Source organism: Nitrospira sp. SG-bin1, from assembly GCA_002083365.1.
In the GTDB taxonomy this organism is placed as follows: domain Bacteria; phylum Nitrospirota; class Nitrospiria; order Nitrospirales; family Nitrospiraceae; genus Nitrospira_D.
This window is the reverse complement of record LVWS01000020.1, coordinates 36,595-51,939: the sequence shown is the minus strand read 5'-3', so window position 1 is coordinate 51,939 and position 15,345 is coordinate 36,595. Positions and strand designations below refer to the sequence as shown.

The following is a 15,345-nucleotide window of genomic DNA, read 5'->3' as shown; positions in this document are numbered from 1 at the left end:
TCGTTGAACAACCCATCCTACTCACAAGCCGGGGTCTGTTGAGAACTTATTTTGGACAAGAGTGACGTGGAGGTCTTCCCACATGCGCATGCGAAAAGCCAGGATCGTCTGTACCATCGGACCAACCAGCAGTTCACCGACCGTCGTGCGATCCTTGATTGAGAACGGCATGAACGCCGCTCGGCTGAATTTCTCTCACGGCACTCATGCGTCTCATGCCGCGGCGATCAGCGTCATCCGAGAGGCAGCTGCGCGGCTCGGGTCGGCCGTGTCGATCATCCAGGATCTGCAAGGTCCCAGGATTCGTGTGGGCCAGCTGCCGAAGGATGGACTCGACGTGAAGACCGGTGAATCGGTGCGCTTACGCACGTTGGGCCAGTCCGATGAGCGGCATAATGGACCGGCTCTCCCCCACTCCCTGCTCCCTGAAATTCCGATCGCCTATCCGTCTCTGACACGCGATCTTCGTATTGGGGCCAGAGTGTTGATCAACGACGGACTGATTGAGTTGCTGGTAGAACATATCGGAGAGGCTGGGGTGGACTGCTCCGTCGTGACCGGCGGCACCGTTACTTCACACAAGGGCGTCAATCTTCCCGACACCGCGGTGAGCGCCCCGACTCTGACCGAGAAAGATCGGGATGACATTCGATTCGGGGTCGAACAGGGAGTGGATTATGTGGCACTCTCCTTCGTGCGCGGCCCCCAGGATATCGTCATGGCGCGCGCGGTCCTGTTGGGATACGGAGCCAACACGCCGATCATCGCCAAGATCGAACGGAACGAAGCCGTCGCCGCGTTGGACGAGATCCTGGAGCAGGCGGACGGGGTCATGATTGCGCGAGGAGATCTGGGCGTGGAGATGGGACCCGAAGCCGTCCCGCTTCTGCAAAAGCGGATCATCACCGAAGCCAATCGGCGGCGCCGTGTGGTCATCACGGCCACGCAGATGCTGGAATCGATGACCCACAACAAACGCCCCACGAGGGCGGAAGCCTCGGACGTCGCCAATGCCGTCTTCGACGGAAGCGACGCGTTAATGCTCTCGGCCGAGACAGCCGTCGGGACGTATCCGATTGAATCGGTTCAAGTGATGGATCGCATTATCCGCGCGGCCGAAGCCGGCGTCGCGCCGGGGGTCGTGCTCCAACGTCAGACCGACGTGGAACACCTTTCGATCTCGGCAGCCACATGCGTCGCGGCGGCGTTCGCCGCGAAGGCCATCGATGCCGCTGCGATCGTGGCGTTCAGCGAAAGCGGGACGACCGTTCGACTGATCTCGAAGCAGCGACCGAATGCTCCGATTCTGGCCTTCACTCCCACCGAACCGATCCGACAGCGCATGGCGCTCTACTGGGGAGTCCGCGCATTCATCATGTCGTATATTGGAGACGGCGACGCGCGCATCCTTGAGGCCGAACGGCGACTCAAGACAGAAAGACTGATCCGTCCCGGCGAGAAGATGGTCATCGTGTCCGGAAGCATGACGGGACAAATAGGCGGCACAAACTTGTTGAAACTCCATGAAATCGGCTAACGCCATGCGTTCAAGAAAAACCTATGGGTTGTTACGCTGCCAAGTTCTCCCTCACAAACACCTCTTTCACCGCTTGGATGGCGAATGAACCTCTGCGTTCCATTCGGCCTTATGCGTATATTTTCTCTATCGCACATCAAAACTCTTGATTCCTTTCGCATGACAAGCTAGTGTAGCGCCCACGGACCAGTGGTGCGCGATGAACGTCCTACTCACCGGCATTTTCACCGACCTTCCACACATTACCTGTATTGCGTTCCGAGCCTCCAGGAGTACCCGAAAGCCAGAATCAAGTCTTGCCGTCCGCCTCATCAGAGCCACATGCTCCTTCCCAATCACGTGGTGTTCTCGACTTTCAATCTTTTTCAATCGATACAGTCGCGCCTCGCGAATTGACGACGCCCGCTCGTCCGCCCCTAGGGAAATCGCCAGGTAGTACCCAGAGGGTGGGGTGATACAAGCTACGTAGGGATGACGACCAAGGAGGCATTAAGCAGCGGCGTTCACCTAAACACTTTAAGGAGGACAGCGTATGGGGCACTACAAGATCGGTCTCATTATTCCACACCCTGAAGATCAGAAATGGGATTCGGTCTGGAAGTTGTTCCGCACTCCTAATTTGAACCTCCCGACGCTCGCCGCGCTCATTCCTGAAGATGAGTGGGATATTGAAATCCAAGATGAAATCGTCGGTCCGATCGATTTCACGCGCGACTACGATCTGGTGTTTATCACGGTCACCACCGTCGTCGCCGTTCGGGCCTATGAGGTGGCACGGCTCTTCCGCGAGCGGGGAGCCAAGGTCGTGCTCGGTGGCATCCATCCCTCCACGCTGCCGGATGAAGCCATCAAACACGCCGATGCCATTGTGATCGGTGAAGGCGAGCTGACCGTGCCGCGGCTGATCGAGGATTTCAAGAAGGGTCAGATGCAACAGCAGTATCGGATGCCCTACATGGTGGAGAAGTGGGATGAGAAGCCTCCGCGCTGGGACCTCTTGCCGCCCGGCTATATGTTCCGAGATGCACTCACCGCAACCAGAGGGTGCAATTACCGTTGTACGTTTTGCTCGATTCATTTGGCCTTAGGTGGCGGCCAATATGGGTTCCGAAAAAAACCGCCGGCGGATGTGGTGAAACTCGTGGAGAAAATGAACGGGCCGATGGTGATGTTTTGGGACGATGACTTGTTGTCCGACCCGGCCTACACCCGAGAACTCTGCCAAGCCATGAAGCCGCTCGGGAAAAAGTGGATGAGCCAGATGAGCGCCACGTACGTCGCCCATCATCCTGAATTGCTCAAGACCCTCAAGGAATCCGGATGCTCGGCGATGTTCATGGGAATCGAATCGATCAACCAAGATTCGCTCAAGTCCGTCGATAAGCAGAATCAAGCCAAACTGTATGAGGAGATGATCAAGCGGATTCATGATCAGGGAATCGACATCCATGCTGGTTTTATCTGCGGCTTGGACCATGAAGACGTCTATGACTTCGAGCGGACCGCGGAATGGGCGACCAAGATGGGATTAGCCGGGGCGCTCTGGCGAATCATGACTCCCTACCCCGGAACCAAACAGTTTGCGGAACTCAAAGCGGCCGGCCGTATCCTCACGGAGAATTGGACCGCCTATACCGGGGAGCACGTGGTCTACAAGCCGGCCAAGATGACCGTCGAGCAACTGTACTGGGGACACAAGTGGGCGAAGGGGCAATTTTATTCGTATAAGTCCATCGGGCAGAGAGCCGTCCAGCGGGCCTCTCAGAACGGGTTCGGCGAGCTACTCAACATCGCGGGCTGCGGACTGGGCTATCGCTCCATGTTTCATTTGGCGGCGGATTCGGCGCCGGTGAATGTGTACCGCGACATGAACCACTTGCCGCCACAAGAAGAACCGGTGGCCTATCGATTCCCCTATCCGCCGAAGAAACGATTCAGCTTCATCACCGATCGAATCGACCAATTCCGCTCAAAGGTGCAACCAAGACCCCGGATCAACAAGTGTTAGCGCCATCAGCGCTGTTTGATGTCCGATGAGCCCTCCTGAATACTCAGGAGAGCTCATTCCATGAGCGGCGACGCGGCTGATACAATACGTGCCTCACGGAAGCATCACTCATGCTCTATTGGATCGCGCTCTCCCTCACCGTTACAATCGTGGCACAGGGTTCTGCACTGGCTGAATGGGTGGCCCTTGATGATCGATATCAATCACACCCCTTGCAAACGGCATATATCGACATTGCCTCCATCCGCCGAGAGGGTGACTGGGTGGTTCTTTCGGCCCTGATCGATTGGAAAGCCATGCAGGGAGGCCGAACCCCCACCCGCTTTTACTCGACCAAACTCACCAAGCAATTCGATTGCGAGGGGAAACTGGTACGAACGCTGGCGGCCACGGACTTCTATGGACACATGGGGACGGCTGAGGTGATCGGTGGAGGTCGACACACGAGTGAAGGTCACTGGGTTCCCATAGAACCGGGAACGATCAATCAAGGCTTTTGGGAGGCCGCTTGCGCGAAGGGTTGAACGATCGGCATCACTCTCCTCACTCTGCCGGATGAGAGCCTCCTTTCTACCTATCGTGTAGTCGTCCGAGCCTGCGATCGAGCGTTTTTTCGATCGTATCAGCAGCAGCGCTGAGGGCCAGCTCAATGGTAGCCCCCCGTTCCCCTGCGGCGATCGGCTTCAAACCCCCCAGATGCACCTCGATCAAACAGCGTTTATCCCTATCAGTGGAGCGGACGCCACTGTCCTCATCCGTGAAGAAGACTTCCACTCTGGTAATTTGCCCTCCAAACCGTGCCAGTGTGTCTCGGATCACGCCTTCCGTCTTTTGCCTCATCTCTGTCGTCCCTACTACATGATTGTCGGTATTGACGAGAATCTGCATGGCCATCCTCCTTGCCGATGCAATCACGCAAGCGACGTGCCTCGAAAACGACAGGGAAACGGTGAAAACTAAGACTTTCCAGAGAGACGATTCACGCGGATTGACCGGGCCAAGGACATATTGTCCTTGAGCGGAATCTTGGCAAGAGGAAATCAACTCCTTAGCCCTTGCCGCCGTCACAATCCTTATTCCATTGTGGGCTCGTAACAGGCAAGGTACGACGCGCCTTCAACCCATTTCCCATGCAGTGCCTGTCCGGACAACAGAAGGCATCCTTGCCAGCCTATTCGGCCGGAATAGAATCAGACAACAAAACGTTGACGAAGCTCTTGAGGTTTGAAGACCCCTCGTTCAGTAATGATGCCGGTAATGAGTTCGGCTGGGGTCACGTCAAAGGCGGGATTGTAGACGGCCACATCTTTCGGTGCGACCGGGTGGCTGCCGTGGATGCTGGTCACTTCGAGAGGATTTCGCTGTTCAATGGGAATATCGGCACCCGATTTCGTTTGGAGATCGATGGTCGAATAGGGAGCTGCCACATAGAAGGGAATGTTGTGGGCTTTCGCCAAGACCGCCACGGAATAGGTGCCGATCTTATTGGCCACATCGCCGTTTGCTGCAATTCGATCGGCGCCGACGACACAGAGATGAATCTTCCCCTGCCGCATGAGTGCGCCGGCCATGCTGTCAGTGATCAACGTGACGGGAATGTGATCTTGCATGAGCTCCCAGGCCGTGAGTCTAGAACCTTGAAGCACGGGACGAGTTTCATCTGCGATCACATTGATTTTCTTACCTTGTTCCCAAGCAGATCTGATCACTCCCAGAGCAGTTCCATATCCTGCCGTCGCAAGAGAGCCGGCATTGCAATGCGTTAAGACGGTCTGCCCATCCTTGATCAGCTCCGCTCCATGGCGTCCCATGGTTTTACAGAGCGCAATATCTTCTTCAAGTATCGATTGAGATTCCTCAATAAGCGATTTCTTGAGCAAGGAGATCGGACAATCGCGTAGTGTTTCCAGCTTCCGCTTCATCCGCTCAATGGCCCAAAAGAGATTGACGGCTGTTGGCCGAGTCGAGGCCAGCTCGTCACAAATCTTGAGGACCGCTTGCGTGAAAAGTGTACGGTCTGCGATGTCGATCGCTTGAGCCCCCAAGGCCACACCCATTGCCGCCGTCACACCGATCGCCGGCGCGCCACGGACCTTCAAGGTGCGGATCGCATCAGCCACTGCCTGATAGTCACGACAGTCGAGAAATTCAATCGTTTGCGGGAGCCGGCTCTGATCGAGTAAGCGAACGGCGCCGTCTTTCCATTCAACGGTCGGGACCATGTGGGATCTTCTAGCGGGAATGGCGCCCGAGTGCAAGTCCTATCTCTGTCGACCGCTGATTTCCAACACAGTGACCATTGCGGCAATCAACCCGGCCTGAATAAGAAGCAGCACCGCCTCCATCGGACCGGCATGGCGGAGCGCCAATGCTGCCAGGCCGAGACAGATCGTAAAGAGAAAAATCATAGCCACGCTGGCCTGCCGTGAACCGAGGGCTCGCTCCAGGCGATGGTGAAGATGATCCTTCCCGACGTAATCAAGCCATTCTTTTACAGACTTCACCTTTCCTGTGAGGATTCGCTCTATGGTGATATGGATCATGTCATAGATGAGCACGCCAAATATCAGCAGAGGGTTGCTAAACGACACGATGGGGCTCGAGTCAGCCCAGTTTCCCTTCACGGCCAGACAGGCCAGCGTGAATCCAATAAAAGTCGATCCGCCGTCACCCAGGAAAATGACTGCCGGTTTCGTGCCTCGAAAGTTGTACGGGAGAAATCCCAGACCTGCCCCCATCATGGCAATGGCAAGCCAGGCAAGCCCCGCTTGATTCGTCTCTAACGCAACCACCCCCATGAATCCGGCCATGAGAACGGCAAGACCGGTCGCCAGTCCATCCATACCATCAAAAAAATTGAAGGCGTTCGTAATTCCCACGATCCAGAAGAATGTCAACAGAATGTCGGCTGCATCACCCAATGGTCCGGCAGGAAAGAGAGTCAAGATCTTTCCCGAAGCGACAACGATGCCGGCCGCTAACAATTGTGCAGCCAGTTTGACGGAGGCCGGCAACTCCCGAATATCGTCCAGCACCCCTATGATCAACAACAGAGAACCGGCCGCGAGAATGGCTACCATCCAATCGGGTACAATCGAATTCAGAAGGAGTGACCCGACGAAGCCGCCATACAGGGCGAGCCCGCCGAGCCGTGGCGTGGGAAGCACGTGGATCTTACGGTCAGCCGGGAGATCCACCAAGTTCCATCGATGGCCGATCCACACCATCAGCGGGGTCAAGGCTCCGGTGCCGAGAAACGCAAAGAGAAAGATATACAACCATCGCAGACCTTCAAGTTGAAAGATCTCCCGCACGGAAGGAATGGTCAGAGCGATGGCTCCGAGCGCCGCACCGGACACGACCGGTGTGATCCACCGCCATGTCGAAGCGGAGAAGGGAGGAGACATGTCGGTTTCCAGCGTCTTCATGACCACTCCGAGCGCAGCGCTCCATGCATATGAGCCACGTCTTCGTCCGTGAGCGACGGGAACAGTGGAATCGAGAGCGCCGTACGTTCCGCTTCTTCCGAGGCCGGGAAGCCGTCCAACCCCAGATAGCGATGGAGTGATCGGAAGACCGGCTTCCGGCATTGAACGCCACGGTTTTCGAATCGTGCGATCACGCGGTTTATCCCGTCCACCTCATCTCGAAGGTCCTGCAAACGCACGACGAACCGGTAGTACACGTGCGTACGCCCGTCCGGCACGATGGGGTGCACGAGCCTGGCGCCGTTCAACGTGGCCCGGTATTCGTCCGCAAGCCAGCTGCGTCGTTCAAGGAAGAATCCCAGGCGGTTCAGTTGTGCCAAGCCGAGCGCCGCCTGGAGATCGGTCATTTTGAAATTGGCCGCTGCCTGACGCAGAGAAGGCGCTTCGTCATATTCCCTGAGCATGCGTGCCCGCTCCAACAGACTTTCGTCCCGCGACAGCACCATCCCTCCTTCACCGGTACAGAGCAACTTGGTGGCATAAAACGAGCAGACCGTCAACAGGCCGACGGAGCCCACGGACCGTCCCTGTTCCATCGCACCCAATGTCTGCGCACAGTCTTCAATGATCGGCACGCCCAACCGTTCAAGAACCGTCAGGTCAGCGGGAAGACCGAACAGATGCGGAACGATCACCACTTTGGTTCTTGATGTGAGAGCCTGCCGCACTGCGGTCGGATCGATCGCGAACGTGTCCAGGTCGATATCGACCACTCGAGGCATTGCTCCGACACGCTGAATCGCCAACAGAGGGGCGGCACAGACATAGCTGGGAAGGATTACCTCATCGCCGGGTCCGATTCCCAGTACGTGAAGCGCGACCTCGAGCGCCGCCGTCCCGGAACTGACGGCGACTCCCCCAGCCAAACCCACATAGGCGGCCATCCCCCGTTCAAACTGCTCGACCATCCCTCCCTGAGCCAACTGACGGGATCGCAGCACCTCGACGGCGGCGCGAATCTCATCCGCTTCAATGGAGGGGCGCGAGTGGGGAATCATCGTCGGTAACGAATCATACTCCGATGTTAATGAACAACCGCAGCGGGAGAAACCCTTCCGCGGTTTTCACACGACCTTGAATGCCACGAAAATGCGCCGACGACCTCACCAGATCCGCGATGCTGATTCCTTCGATATTGGTTTTCTGCACCTGGGACGCATGCGCTTCCAATGCCTGAATTTTCCGATCCAATGCCTGCTGGATGTCCACAAATACCGTCGGTGCGAAGTTCTGGGTGGTCGGTCCCTCATAAAATAGAACGTTCTTCGTGTATCGGGTGGCGGTGATCGTGCTCATCGCCAAATGCCGGTGGTCTTGATGGGTGTCATCATGGTAGTGAACGAAGATAAAGTGCGGATCGATCTTCCGCACGATCTCCTCGACGGTCTGGATGAGATCTCGCCCAAGAGGCACTTCCGTGTCCCGGTAGCCTCCCCAGAACACTTCTTCGGCCTGAAGGAGTTTGGCCGACCGCTCTTGTTCTTTTCGACGAACCGACACATTTCCGCCGGCCCCACCTTGTGTCATGACCATCAGGAAAATGCGATGGCCATTCTCGGCGTACTTAATCAAAGTTCCGCCGCACCCCACTTCGATGTCGTCGGGATGGGCTCCCAGTGCCAGAATGCGCATCGGTTCTTTAACGCCGGCATGCCTCATACCTAACCCCCTACACCTACACACTCATCATGGAATGGTCCATCGCTCTCGCGCGACGCAGCGCCGCAAGCGCGTCGGGCCCTTGCATCAACAAGAGATCCAGTGCGGATAGATTCGGTTCGAACGGCTCGTACACCTGACGATAGATCGGATGCTTGAATACTTGCAGTTCAAGTCGGACACCGGAAGATTCGAATCGCGGTTTATCCATATAATGCTCGGCACCTGTTCCGGCAAGATACCGGGTCGCACCGACCGCGCGGCACAAGTCGATCAACCGATCCGTCGGCTCGACTCGCGCCACATAGTCGGCGGCGCTATGGACCGGGGTCGTAATTCCATAGGCCTCAAGCAACCATCGCACGGTCGCCTTGTTGAGATCGCTCAACTTGTTCCAGGATGCCGAATAGAGTTCGCGTAACTGCGTCATATATCGGTCGCGGTACGGCGCCCGAGCATAATGCAGGTCCAATGCGCGGAGATGCTGTGCTTTCCAGGATACGGTCGGATTGATCAAGACCTCATCGATCCGTTGCCCGAAGTGCTGGAGCACCGGAACCGTCAGCCACTGCCACCCCGTCGCCGTTCGAATACGATTTCGATTTTGCCATTCGTTCTTCTTAAACTGGACGGTTTCCAGCAGAATGAAGAGATCCGCTTGATCGATCTTGTCAAGATAACCGAGCCACGGCAGAAATTGCGGTTGGTGAATGGTCACGCGCATGCTTCTCCTACCCTCAGCCTCTTGCCGTCCGACTTTCTGTGACAGTCAGAAAACGATTCGTCGAGCATTTGTGATCGAGCCATCCGTCCGTGAGACATGGATTGGATTAGTCAACAATTCCCCGCCCTTGCCGACGACTTCCACCCGATAGTTCAGCCGCTTTTCCGGCGGAGCGTCATGATCCGTAAGATCCACCGACAAAGGAGTGTGGCCTTCGATCTGTCTGATCACCCGGCCGGATCGAATGAGGCGCAGCTTCGTCGCATACGACTTTCCATCGATAGCGGAAACTCCAACACGGACGTTAATGGGGTCCCTCGTACTTCCGTACAGCGTGTCGCCGATCCTCGCGGATTGTCCATTGTTCGACAGGCAAAATTCGTCAAGCCGCAGCAAAATATTCTGATCACCTCTCGCGACCGCGTAGGCTCGTCCTGCCTTCAATGCCGCTAAGATGGCGGCTGTGGTTCGCTCGGACGTCTGGATGATTGTGTACACTCGATCCAGGTCCTTTCCAGGATCCGTCAGTCCATGAAAGGCCACTTCTCCGATCAATGTTGGAACCTGTTCCTGCCCCTGTACCGTCGACATCAGCATTTGGTCCCAGACACCCCCAGGCTCGATGACTCGTCTGGCGTCTTGGTACACCCCCCCAAATCCGGTGTAGCCCCTTGTCAAAGCTACGGCCTCAGGATGAGGCTCCGTCTTCACCGTGACCGTTCCCAGCAGGCCAAAGGAGTGCCGGCTGAAATCTCGCGCCTCCATCATCGACCAAAACACCAACGCGCCCCGCGCAATGGCTTGATCAATCAGCGCCTGATACGGTCGGTACCCGGTCGTGCTGTCATAAGAACTGTACCTGGGAACTTTCAACGGCCAGGCATTGGCCGTCAGAACGACACATGCCACCAACAGAGAGCCGGCAATGCCAAGCCGCAGGCGAGAGGTAGGCCATCTCCTGTCAGAGGATCTTGTGCCCTTGAACTTCCATAGCCAGACGGCAGGGCCCAACAAGAGGAGAGGGAGTCCATTCACCACACTCCGCCGGCCCCACACGAACGAACCCCAATTTCCTCGGGAAGGCAGATATTCATAGTCCTCGGCTTTTTCCAGCCCGATCACAAGGAGATTTCGCTGTGCGTTGTGCATGGTCAGGTTGCCGTGCAGCAGTGAGCCGGTCCAGTAGTAGTGGGGAGCGACCTCGACTCCTGGAATAATGATTAGATTCGAATGGCGCTGCTGCACCACGCGAATTTCATCCAGAAATCGTTGGATGCCGTATTCCATAACTGAAGGAAATGTGACATGGAACTTCAGAAATCCATCCAGGGGCTCGATGCCATAGTCATAGCGTAATGCGAGGTTTTCAGAAAGGATCAAGACATCCAGCTGTTGTTCCTCGGCTCGCCTAGCCAACGATTCCAGGCTAAGGGATCCCGTACTCATCGTGCTATGTACATGGATGGCACTGCGAAGGGCGTACTGTTGCGTAACCGTCGCGGCTGCTACCGCTGCGGCGACTTCCGCACAACCCATCACGGCGGCAAGCAGCATGGGTGCAAGTATTCGGCGCACTCTACGCATGGCCAGTGGCTGCCTCTCTATAGATCGCTTCAATGGCCGAGACCATGGAGGGAACGCCGTAGTCTGCTCCAATACTCTCCCTCGCGTCCCGTCCCAACGCCCATGCCCAGGCGGGATCGGACAATATCCGTCGCAAGGCGGCGGCTAGCGCCTGACTATCCCCGGCCGGAACAAGAAGGCCGCTTTTTTCATCCTCAATCAGAGCCGGTATTCCCCCCACACGACTGGCGATCACTGGAAGTCCTGCAGCCATGGCTTCGATCAACGCCCGCCCCATCCCCTCATTGAGCGAGGGCAACACGAAGCAATCCATCCCGGCCAATGCGAGAGCGACATCTTCCCGATGGCCGACCAAGTGCACGGCCTGACCGATTCCGGCACCCTGTGCCTGATTCAACAGGGCATCATGCCGATCCCCGCTCCCGAGTATGACCAGATGCAGACGAGGGTATTCCCGTTTCAACCGAGCGACGGCATCGACGAGGAACCGATGCCCCTTAATATCCGTTAACCAGCCGACGGAACCAATAATAGTGGCCTCAGCTGGACAATCGAACCATTCCGGTATCATCTTCCCCGCCGTCCGAGCCTGCTTGAAACGGTCGACATCGATGCCGCTTGGTATGACAGCGAATCGATCATTCACCCCGATTCCTCGCTCAAGGTGTTCCAGCTTTTCGGCAGCCGTCAGGGCGATCCACTCATCGGTGATCCATGCCAGACATCGTTCAATCTGCAGAAAGATCCACGAGGCGAACGAGCCGAAGTGACCATAGAACACGTGCCCGTGTGGCGTGTGAACGATCACGGGAATCCTCGTGATCCATGCAGCCAACCTTCCCAACACCCCTGCTTTGGATGTGTGCGTGTGCACGACGTGCGGTCGTTCCTGCCGTAACAGGGCAACAAGTCGGCACAGCGCCTCCAGATCGGCCTTGAGGCTGATATGGCGAACCAGCGATGGGAGCAGGTGATAACGAATCATCTCTTTTTCCAAGAGCCGAAGATTGTCCAATGTCGCTGTCATTCCTCCCTGCGCGTCCCACCGCCCGGCTTGTCCCGTTATCACAACCGGCTCAAACCGAGTGCGATCATGTCCCAGCACGGTGAGCATGGTATTCCGAGCCGAGCCACCCTGATCCAACCGAGTGATGATATGGACAACTTTTTGGACCGCCATCTGTTCAGTTCTATGCCGCCAGTCGATGGTGCAGAGGACCATCCAACAAGCTCACCAACCCGTTGCAATGTTGTGTCCAATTATACCGGCGTTCAATCAAGGCACGACCCTTTTGGGTCAACCGCCTCGCTTCATCGGGTTCCTGTAAGCGTCTCAAGACCCGTTCAAGCGCCCGTGCGATCGACCGACCATCGACGCCTTCAGAGACAAGGATGGGATCAACTTGGTTCAAGACTTCCGGAATCGCCCCCACCGGTGTACCGAGTACCGGCGTTCCACAGGCCATCGCCTCGACCATCACGAGCCCGAACCCCTCCAATTGGAGACTTGGGATCAGGACGAGATCCGCGGCCTGATAGTATCGACTGAGCAGGGATTCGGGAATGAACCCGACCAGGCGTACGGAGTCATGCAGTCTTTTCCGTCGTATGACTGCTTGAAGTTGTCCATGCAAAGGGCCTTCCCCACCGATCACCAGCATCAGTTTGTGCTGTGAGCCCTTCATCATCTCGATCGCACCCAGCAGATTTTCGAGCCCCATCCTTGGCACAAGATTTCGAACCGTAAAGAGGATCGTGCGGTCGGCTGGGAAGTTCAGCACCGCCTTGGCAGCCTGTCGGTCTTCTGAGGGCGCAAACGCTTGCGGATCAACCGCCCCTGGAATGAGGGCCAAACGATCGACGGCAATGTCGTGCGTGCCGATGACTCGCTGACGCATGAATTGGCTGAGCACGACCACCTTGTGGCAGCGGGACATGACCGCGTGCTCGACAGACCGCCTTGCCCTAAGATTGGCCTGTCGGCGTAAGCTCGCCAGAGTCGAACGAGCCGGCTCTTGCCTGGCCGCGTACTCCTCGTGGGCAAGAGAATGACAGACATAGATCCATCTTGATGCGGCGTGACGACGAGCCAGAATCGGACCGAGTCCTGCCAATGCCTGGTGAATGATGACGGCATCCAGTGGTTCGGTCGTGCGTAGCTGATCGAACCGTTCGACGGATCGACGCACTGAAGACCAGAGAAACGCCGCTTCGTGCTGGCGGTTGACGGGGTAGCGCCATTCTCGAATGCCGTTCATCTCGATCACCTCCGCTGATGCACCCTCAGGAGCCCGCGTCAGCAGTTCCACATGATGTCCGAGTGTCGCCAATCCCTGCCCCTGATTGCGAAGGACCCGTTCGGCTCCACCGATGACTCGCTCCGTCGAAACTTCCGCCACCAACAAAATATTCATACGATCGCCGTCACGGCCGTTCGTTCAACGGAGTCTACACGCACCCCCTGATGCCAGAGCTCCAGCACCATCAGCGCATACAATTGATCGGAACAGTTTCGATGGCCGCCCTCATGCTTCTCGAACAACCACCGCACGTACGCCGGTTTGACATACCCCCGATCCTTCACCAGCTTGTCCGACAACAGGTCATGGGCCATTTCACGAAGGTCCTCCCGTAGCCATCGAGCCATCGGCACCATGAACCCTCGCTTGGGGGCATGAAGAATTCGATCCGGCAGCAGGCCGCCCATCATGCGGCGCATAAACCCTTTCACTTGCCAACCGGTCAATCGTACCGAAGAGGGAATTCGCAGCGCTGCGGCCAATAAGTGATGATCACAAAACGGAACACGCAACTCGAGTGAATGCACCATACTCATGCGATCAGCCATGCGCAGGAGATCGTCAGGAAGGTAACTCTGCAAGTCGACGCCCATGGCACAGTCCGCCGGATCGGATGATGGCCACCGGTCGAACGGAACCTCCGCGGACCCAGGCGGCCGGTCATGAGGAACGATCGTTTCCAAACGGTCTCCCCAGAGAGGGCCGTCCCATTCGGTGGGAATGGACGTGGTCCACCGGCGATATTGCTCCGCAAGCGGCAGATGTCCATTGCTGAGAAAGCGTTTTAGGCGGGCGGCATGGTCACGGGCATTCCCCTGTTCACCGATCCGGCTGCTCCATCGAGCCATGCGTTCGCGGAGTACACGAGGGACTCGTTGATAGTGCGCAGCGGCTCGGAGGCCGACATAGCGCGGGTACCCACCGAACAGTTCATCCCCTCCGATACCTGAAAGCGCCACCGTGACAGTCTGTCGCGCGACCTCCGAAACGAGATAGGTAGGAATGGCTGACGAGTCCGCAAACGGTTCCCCCATCCCTTCCACTACTTTCCTGATGAGCGAGGCTGCATTCGGTCTCAGAATCGTCTCCGAATGTGCGGTTTGGAAATGATCGGCCACGAATCGCGCAGAGTCCAACTCATTGAAGGATTGGTCGGACGGATGCTCGTACCCGATCGAAAACGTTTTGATCTGACCGCCCTGTTGCCTCGCCATCATGGCTAACAACGACGCGGAGTCGATCCCGCCCGATAGAAACAACCCCAATGGGACGTCGCTGACCAAGTGCGCTTTCACTGTCTCTTCCAACGTATGCAATATCTCGCTGCTCGCCTCCTTGCTTATGCAGCGTGTGTTCGGTTCGAACGCTTCTTCGGGACGGTAGTACCGGATCAATTCCACGCGTCCGTCCGATATACTCATCGCTTCTCCGGGACGCAATTGATGAACACCTGCAACCATCGTGTCCGGTCCCGGTACATACAAATGCATGAGGTACTCGGCAACCCCCTCCGATCTGAGCCGCCAATCCGGCACGGCTTCGAGCAGAGAGGGGATCTCCGATGAAAATGCGACGGACATGTCCCGACCGGCATTGCCATGCCGTATCGTGTAGTACAGCGGTTTGATCCCAAGGCGATCACGGACCAGCCACGCGACACGGCGTTCCTCATCCCACAGCGCCACCGCGAACATCCCTCGCAAGCGACGAAACGCCTGGAATCCTTCATCCTCATACAGGTGCACCAGCACTTCGGTATCACCGAGCGTCTTGAGTCGGTGTCCTCTATGCAGAAGCTCTTGCCGCAATTCCCGATAATTGTAGATCTCCCCGTTCATGACAGCCCACACGCTACCGGTCTCGTTTTTCACCGGTTGTTGTCCCCCTTCGGGATCAATCACCCGAAGTCTTCTCGCACCAAGCGCGATACCCGGTCGGCGATAGATTCCCTCCTCGTCCGGTCCCCGGTGGATCAGACGCCGCAACATCGGCTGAAGAGCAGAGCCGTCGTCTTCTCCGATAATCCCGCAAATGCCGCACATTGT

Annotated in this window: 13 protein-coding genes; 3 read left to right on the top strand and 10 right to left on the bottom strand. The window is 56.9% G+C overall.

Annotated features, from left to right (window positions below; translation table 11 throughout):
• Nucleotides 1-169 precede the first annotated feature (169 nt).
• The 3 genes from A4E19_01885 to A4E19_01875 all read left to right on the top strand — a co-directional run bounded on the left by A4E19_01885 (nt 170) and on the right by A4E19_01875 (nt 4,069).
• Nucleotides 170-1,537 (top strand): hypothetical protein, encoded by a 1,368-nt coding sequence (locus tag A4E19_01885; protein OQW35098.1) that lies wholly within the window; start codon nt 170-172, stop codon nt 1,535-1,537.
• A gap of 532 nt (nt 1,538-2,069) precedes the next feature.
• Nucleotides 2,070-3,545 carry a hypothetical protein gene (locus tag A4E19_01880; protein OQW35097.1) on the top strand — a complete coding sequence of 492 codons (1,476 nt, stop codon included), beginning with the start codon at nt 2,070-2,072 and terminating at the stop codon, nt 3,543-3,545.
• A 110-nt stretch (nt 3,546-3,655) separates the two neighbouring features.
• Nucleotides 3,656-4,069, top strand: a complete 414-nt coding sequence (locus tag A4E19_01875) for a hypothetical protein (protein ID OQW35096.1) — start codon at nt 3,656-3,658, stop codon at nt 4,067-4,069.
• A 46-nt stretch (nt 4,070-4,115) separates the two neighbouring features.
• Here A4E19_01875 and A4E19_01870 read toward each other — a convergent pair whose 3' ends face one another.
• From A4E19_01870 to A4E19_01825, 10 genes are all read right to left on the bottom strand, one after another.
• Complete coding sequence (locus A4E19_01870; protein OQW35095.1) at nt 4,116-4,433, bottom strand: hypothetical protein; 318 nt, start codon at nt 4,431-4,433, stop codon at nt 4,116-4,118.
• A gap of 302 nt (nt 4,434-4,735) precedes the next feature.
• Entirely contained in the window at nt 4,736-5,767 is a 1,032-nt protein-coding gene (locus tag A4E19_01865; protein OQW35094.1) for an S-methyl-5-thioribose-1-phosphate isomerase, read from the bottom strand.
• A gap of 39 nt (nt 5,768-5,806) precedes the next feature.
• Nucleotides 5,807-6,973 carry a hypothetical protein gene (locus A4E19_01860; protein ID OQW35093.1) on the bottom strand — a complete coding sequence of 389 codons (1,167 nt, stop codon included), beginning with the start codon at nt 6,971-6,973 and terminating at the stop codon, nt 5,807-5,809.
• On the bottom strand, nt 6,970-8,031 hold the full coding sequence (locus tag A4E19_01855; GenBank protein OQW35092.1) for a hypothetical protein: 1,062 nt from the start codon (nt 8,029-8,031) through the stop codon (nt 6,970-6,972). The genes A4E19_01860 and A4E19_01855 overlap by 4 nt, the downstream gene beginning before the upstream one ends.
• 13 nt (nt 8,032-8,044) lie before the next feature.
• Nucleotides 8,045-8,692, bottom strand: a complete 648-nt coding sequence (locus A4E19_01850) for a hypothetical protein (protein ID OQW35091.1) — start codon at nt 8,690-8,692, stop codon at nt 8,045-8,047.
• A 16-nt stretch (nt 8,693-8,708) separates the two neighbouring features.
• A complete protein-coding gene (locus A4E19_01845) occupies nt 8,709-9,416 on the bottom strand; it encodes a hypothetical protein (GenBank protein OQW35090.1) in 708 nt (235 codons plus the stop codon).
• A 45-nt stretch (nt 9,417-9,461) separates the two neighbouring features.
• Nucleotides 9,462-10,970: a hypothetical protein gene (locus A4E19_01840; GenBank protein OQW35089.1), complete on the bottom strand. Its 1,509-nt coding sequence runs from the start codon at nt 10,968-10,970 to the stop codon at nt 9,462-9,464.
• Between the two features lie 22 nt (nt 10,971-10,992).
• Nucleotides 10,993-12,222 carry a hypothetical protein gene (locus tag A4E19_01835; protein OQW35088.1) on the bottom strand — a complete coding sequence of 410 codons (1,230 nt, stop codon included), beginning with the start codon at nt 12,220-12,222 and terminating at the stop codon, nt 10,993-10,995.
• The gene (locus A4E19_01830) at nt 12,191-13,414 is read right to left on the bottom strand and encodes a hypothetical protein (protein ID OQW35087.1); all 1,224 of its coding nucleotides are present in this window, start codon (nt 13,412-13,414) and stop codon (nt 12,191-12,193) included. The genes A4E19_01835 and A4E19_01830 overlap by 32 nt, the downstream gene beginning before the upstream one ends.
• Nucleotides 13,411-15,342: a hypothetical protein gene (locus tag A4E19_01825; GenBank protein OQW35086.1), complete on the bottom strand. Its 1,932-nt coding sequence runs from the start codon at nt 15,340-15,342 to the stop codon at nt 13,411-13,413. Before A4E19_01825 ends, A4E19_01830 begins: the two co-directional genes overlap by 4 nt.
• Between the last annotated feature and the right edge of the window lie 3 nt (nt 15,343-15,345).

Coding starts and splice junctions, on each gene's coding strand:
- A4E19_01885 (OQW35098.1), top strand. CDS start 170: ATGAACGCCGCTCGGCTGAATTTCTCTCACGGCACTCATGCGTCTCAT.
- A4E19_01880 (OQW35097.1), top strand. CDS start 2,070: ATGGGGCACTACAAGATCGGTCTCATTATTCCACACCCTGAAGATCAG.
- A4E19_01875 (OQW35096.1), top strand. CDS start 3,656: ATGCTCTATTGGATCGCGCTCTCCCTCACCGTTACAATCGTGGCACAG.
- A4E19_01870 (OQW35095.1), bottom strand. CDS start 4,433: ATGCAGATTCTCGTCAATACCGACAATCATGTAGTAGGGACGACAGAG.
- A4E19_01865 (OQW35094.1), bottom strand. CDS start 5,767: ATGGTCCCGACCGTTGAATGGAAAGACGGCGCCGTTCGCTTACTCGAT.
- A4E19_01860 (OQW35093.1), bottom strand. CDS start 6,973: ATGAAGACGCTGGAAACCGACATGTCTCCTCCCTTCTCCGCTTCGACA.
- A4E19_01855 (OQW35092.1), bottom strand. CDS start 8,031: ATGATTCCCCACTCGCGCCCCTCCATTGAAGCGGATGAGATTCGCGCC.
- A4E19_01850 (OQW35091.1), bottom strand. CDS start 8,692: ATGAGGCATGCCGGCGTTAAAGAACCGATGCGCATTCTGGCACTGGGA.
- A4E19_01845 (OQW35090.1), bottom strand. CDS start 9,416: ATGCGCGTGACCATTCACCAACCGCAATTTCTGCCGTGGCTCGGTTAT.
- A4E19_01840 (OQW35089.1), bottom strand. CDS start 10,970: ATGCTGCTTGCCGCCGTGATGGGTTGTGCGGAAGTCGCCGCAGCGGTA.
- A4E19_01835 (OQW35088.1), bottom strand. CDS start 12,222: ATGGTCCTCTGCACCATCGACTGGCGGCATAGAACTGAACAGATGGCG.
- A4E19_01830 (OQW35087.1), bottom strand. CDS start 13,414: ATGAATATTTTGTTGGTGGCGGAAGTTTCGACGGAGCGAGTCATCGGT.
- A4E19_01825 (OQW35086.1), bottom strand. CDS start 15,342: ATGTGCGGCATTTGCGGGATTATCGGAGAAGACGACGGCTCTGCTCTT.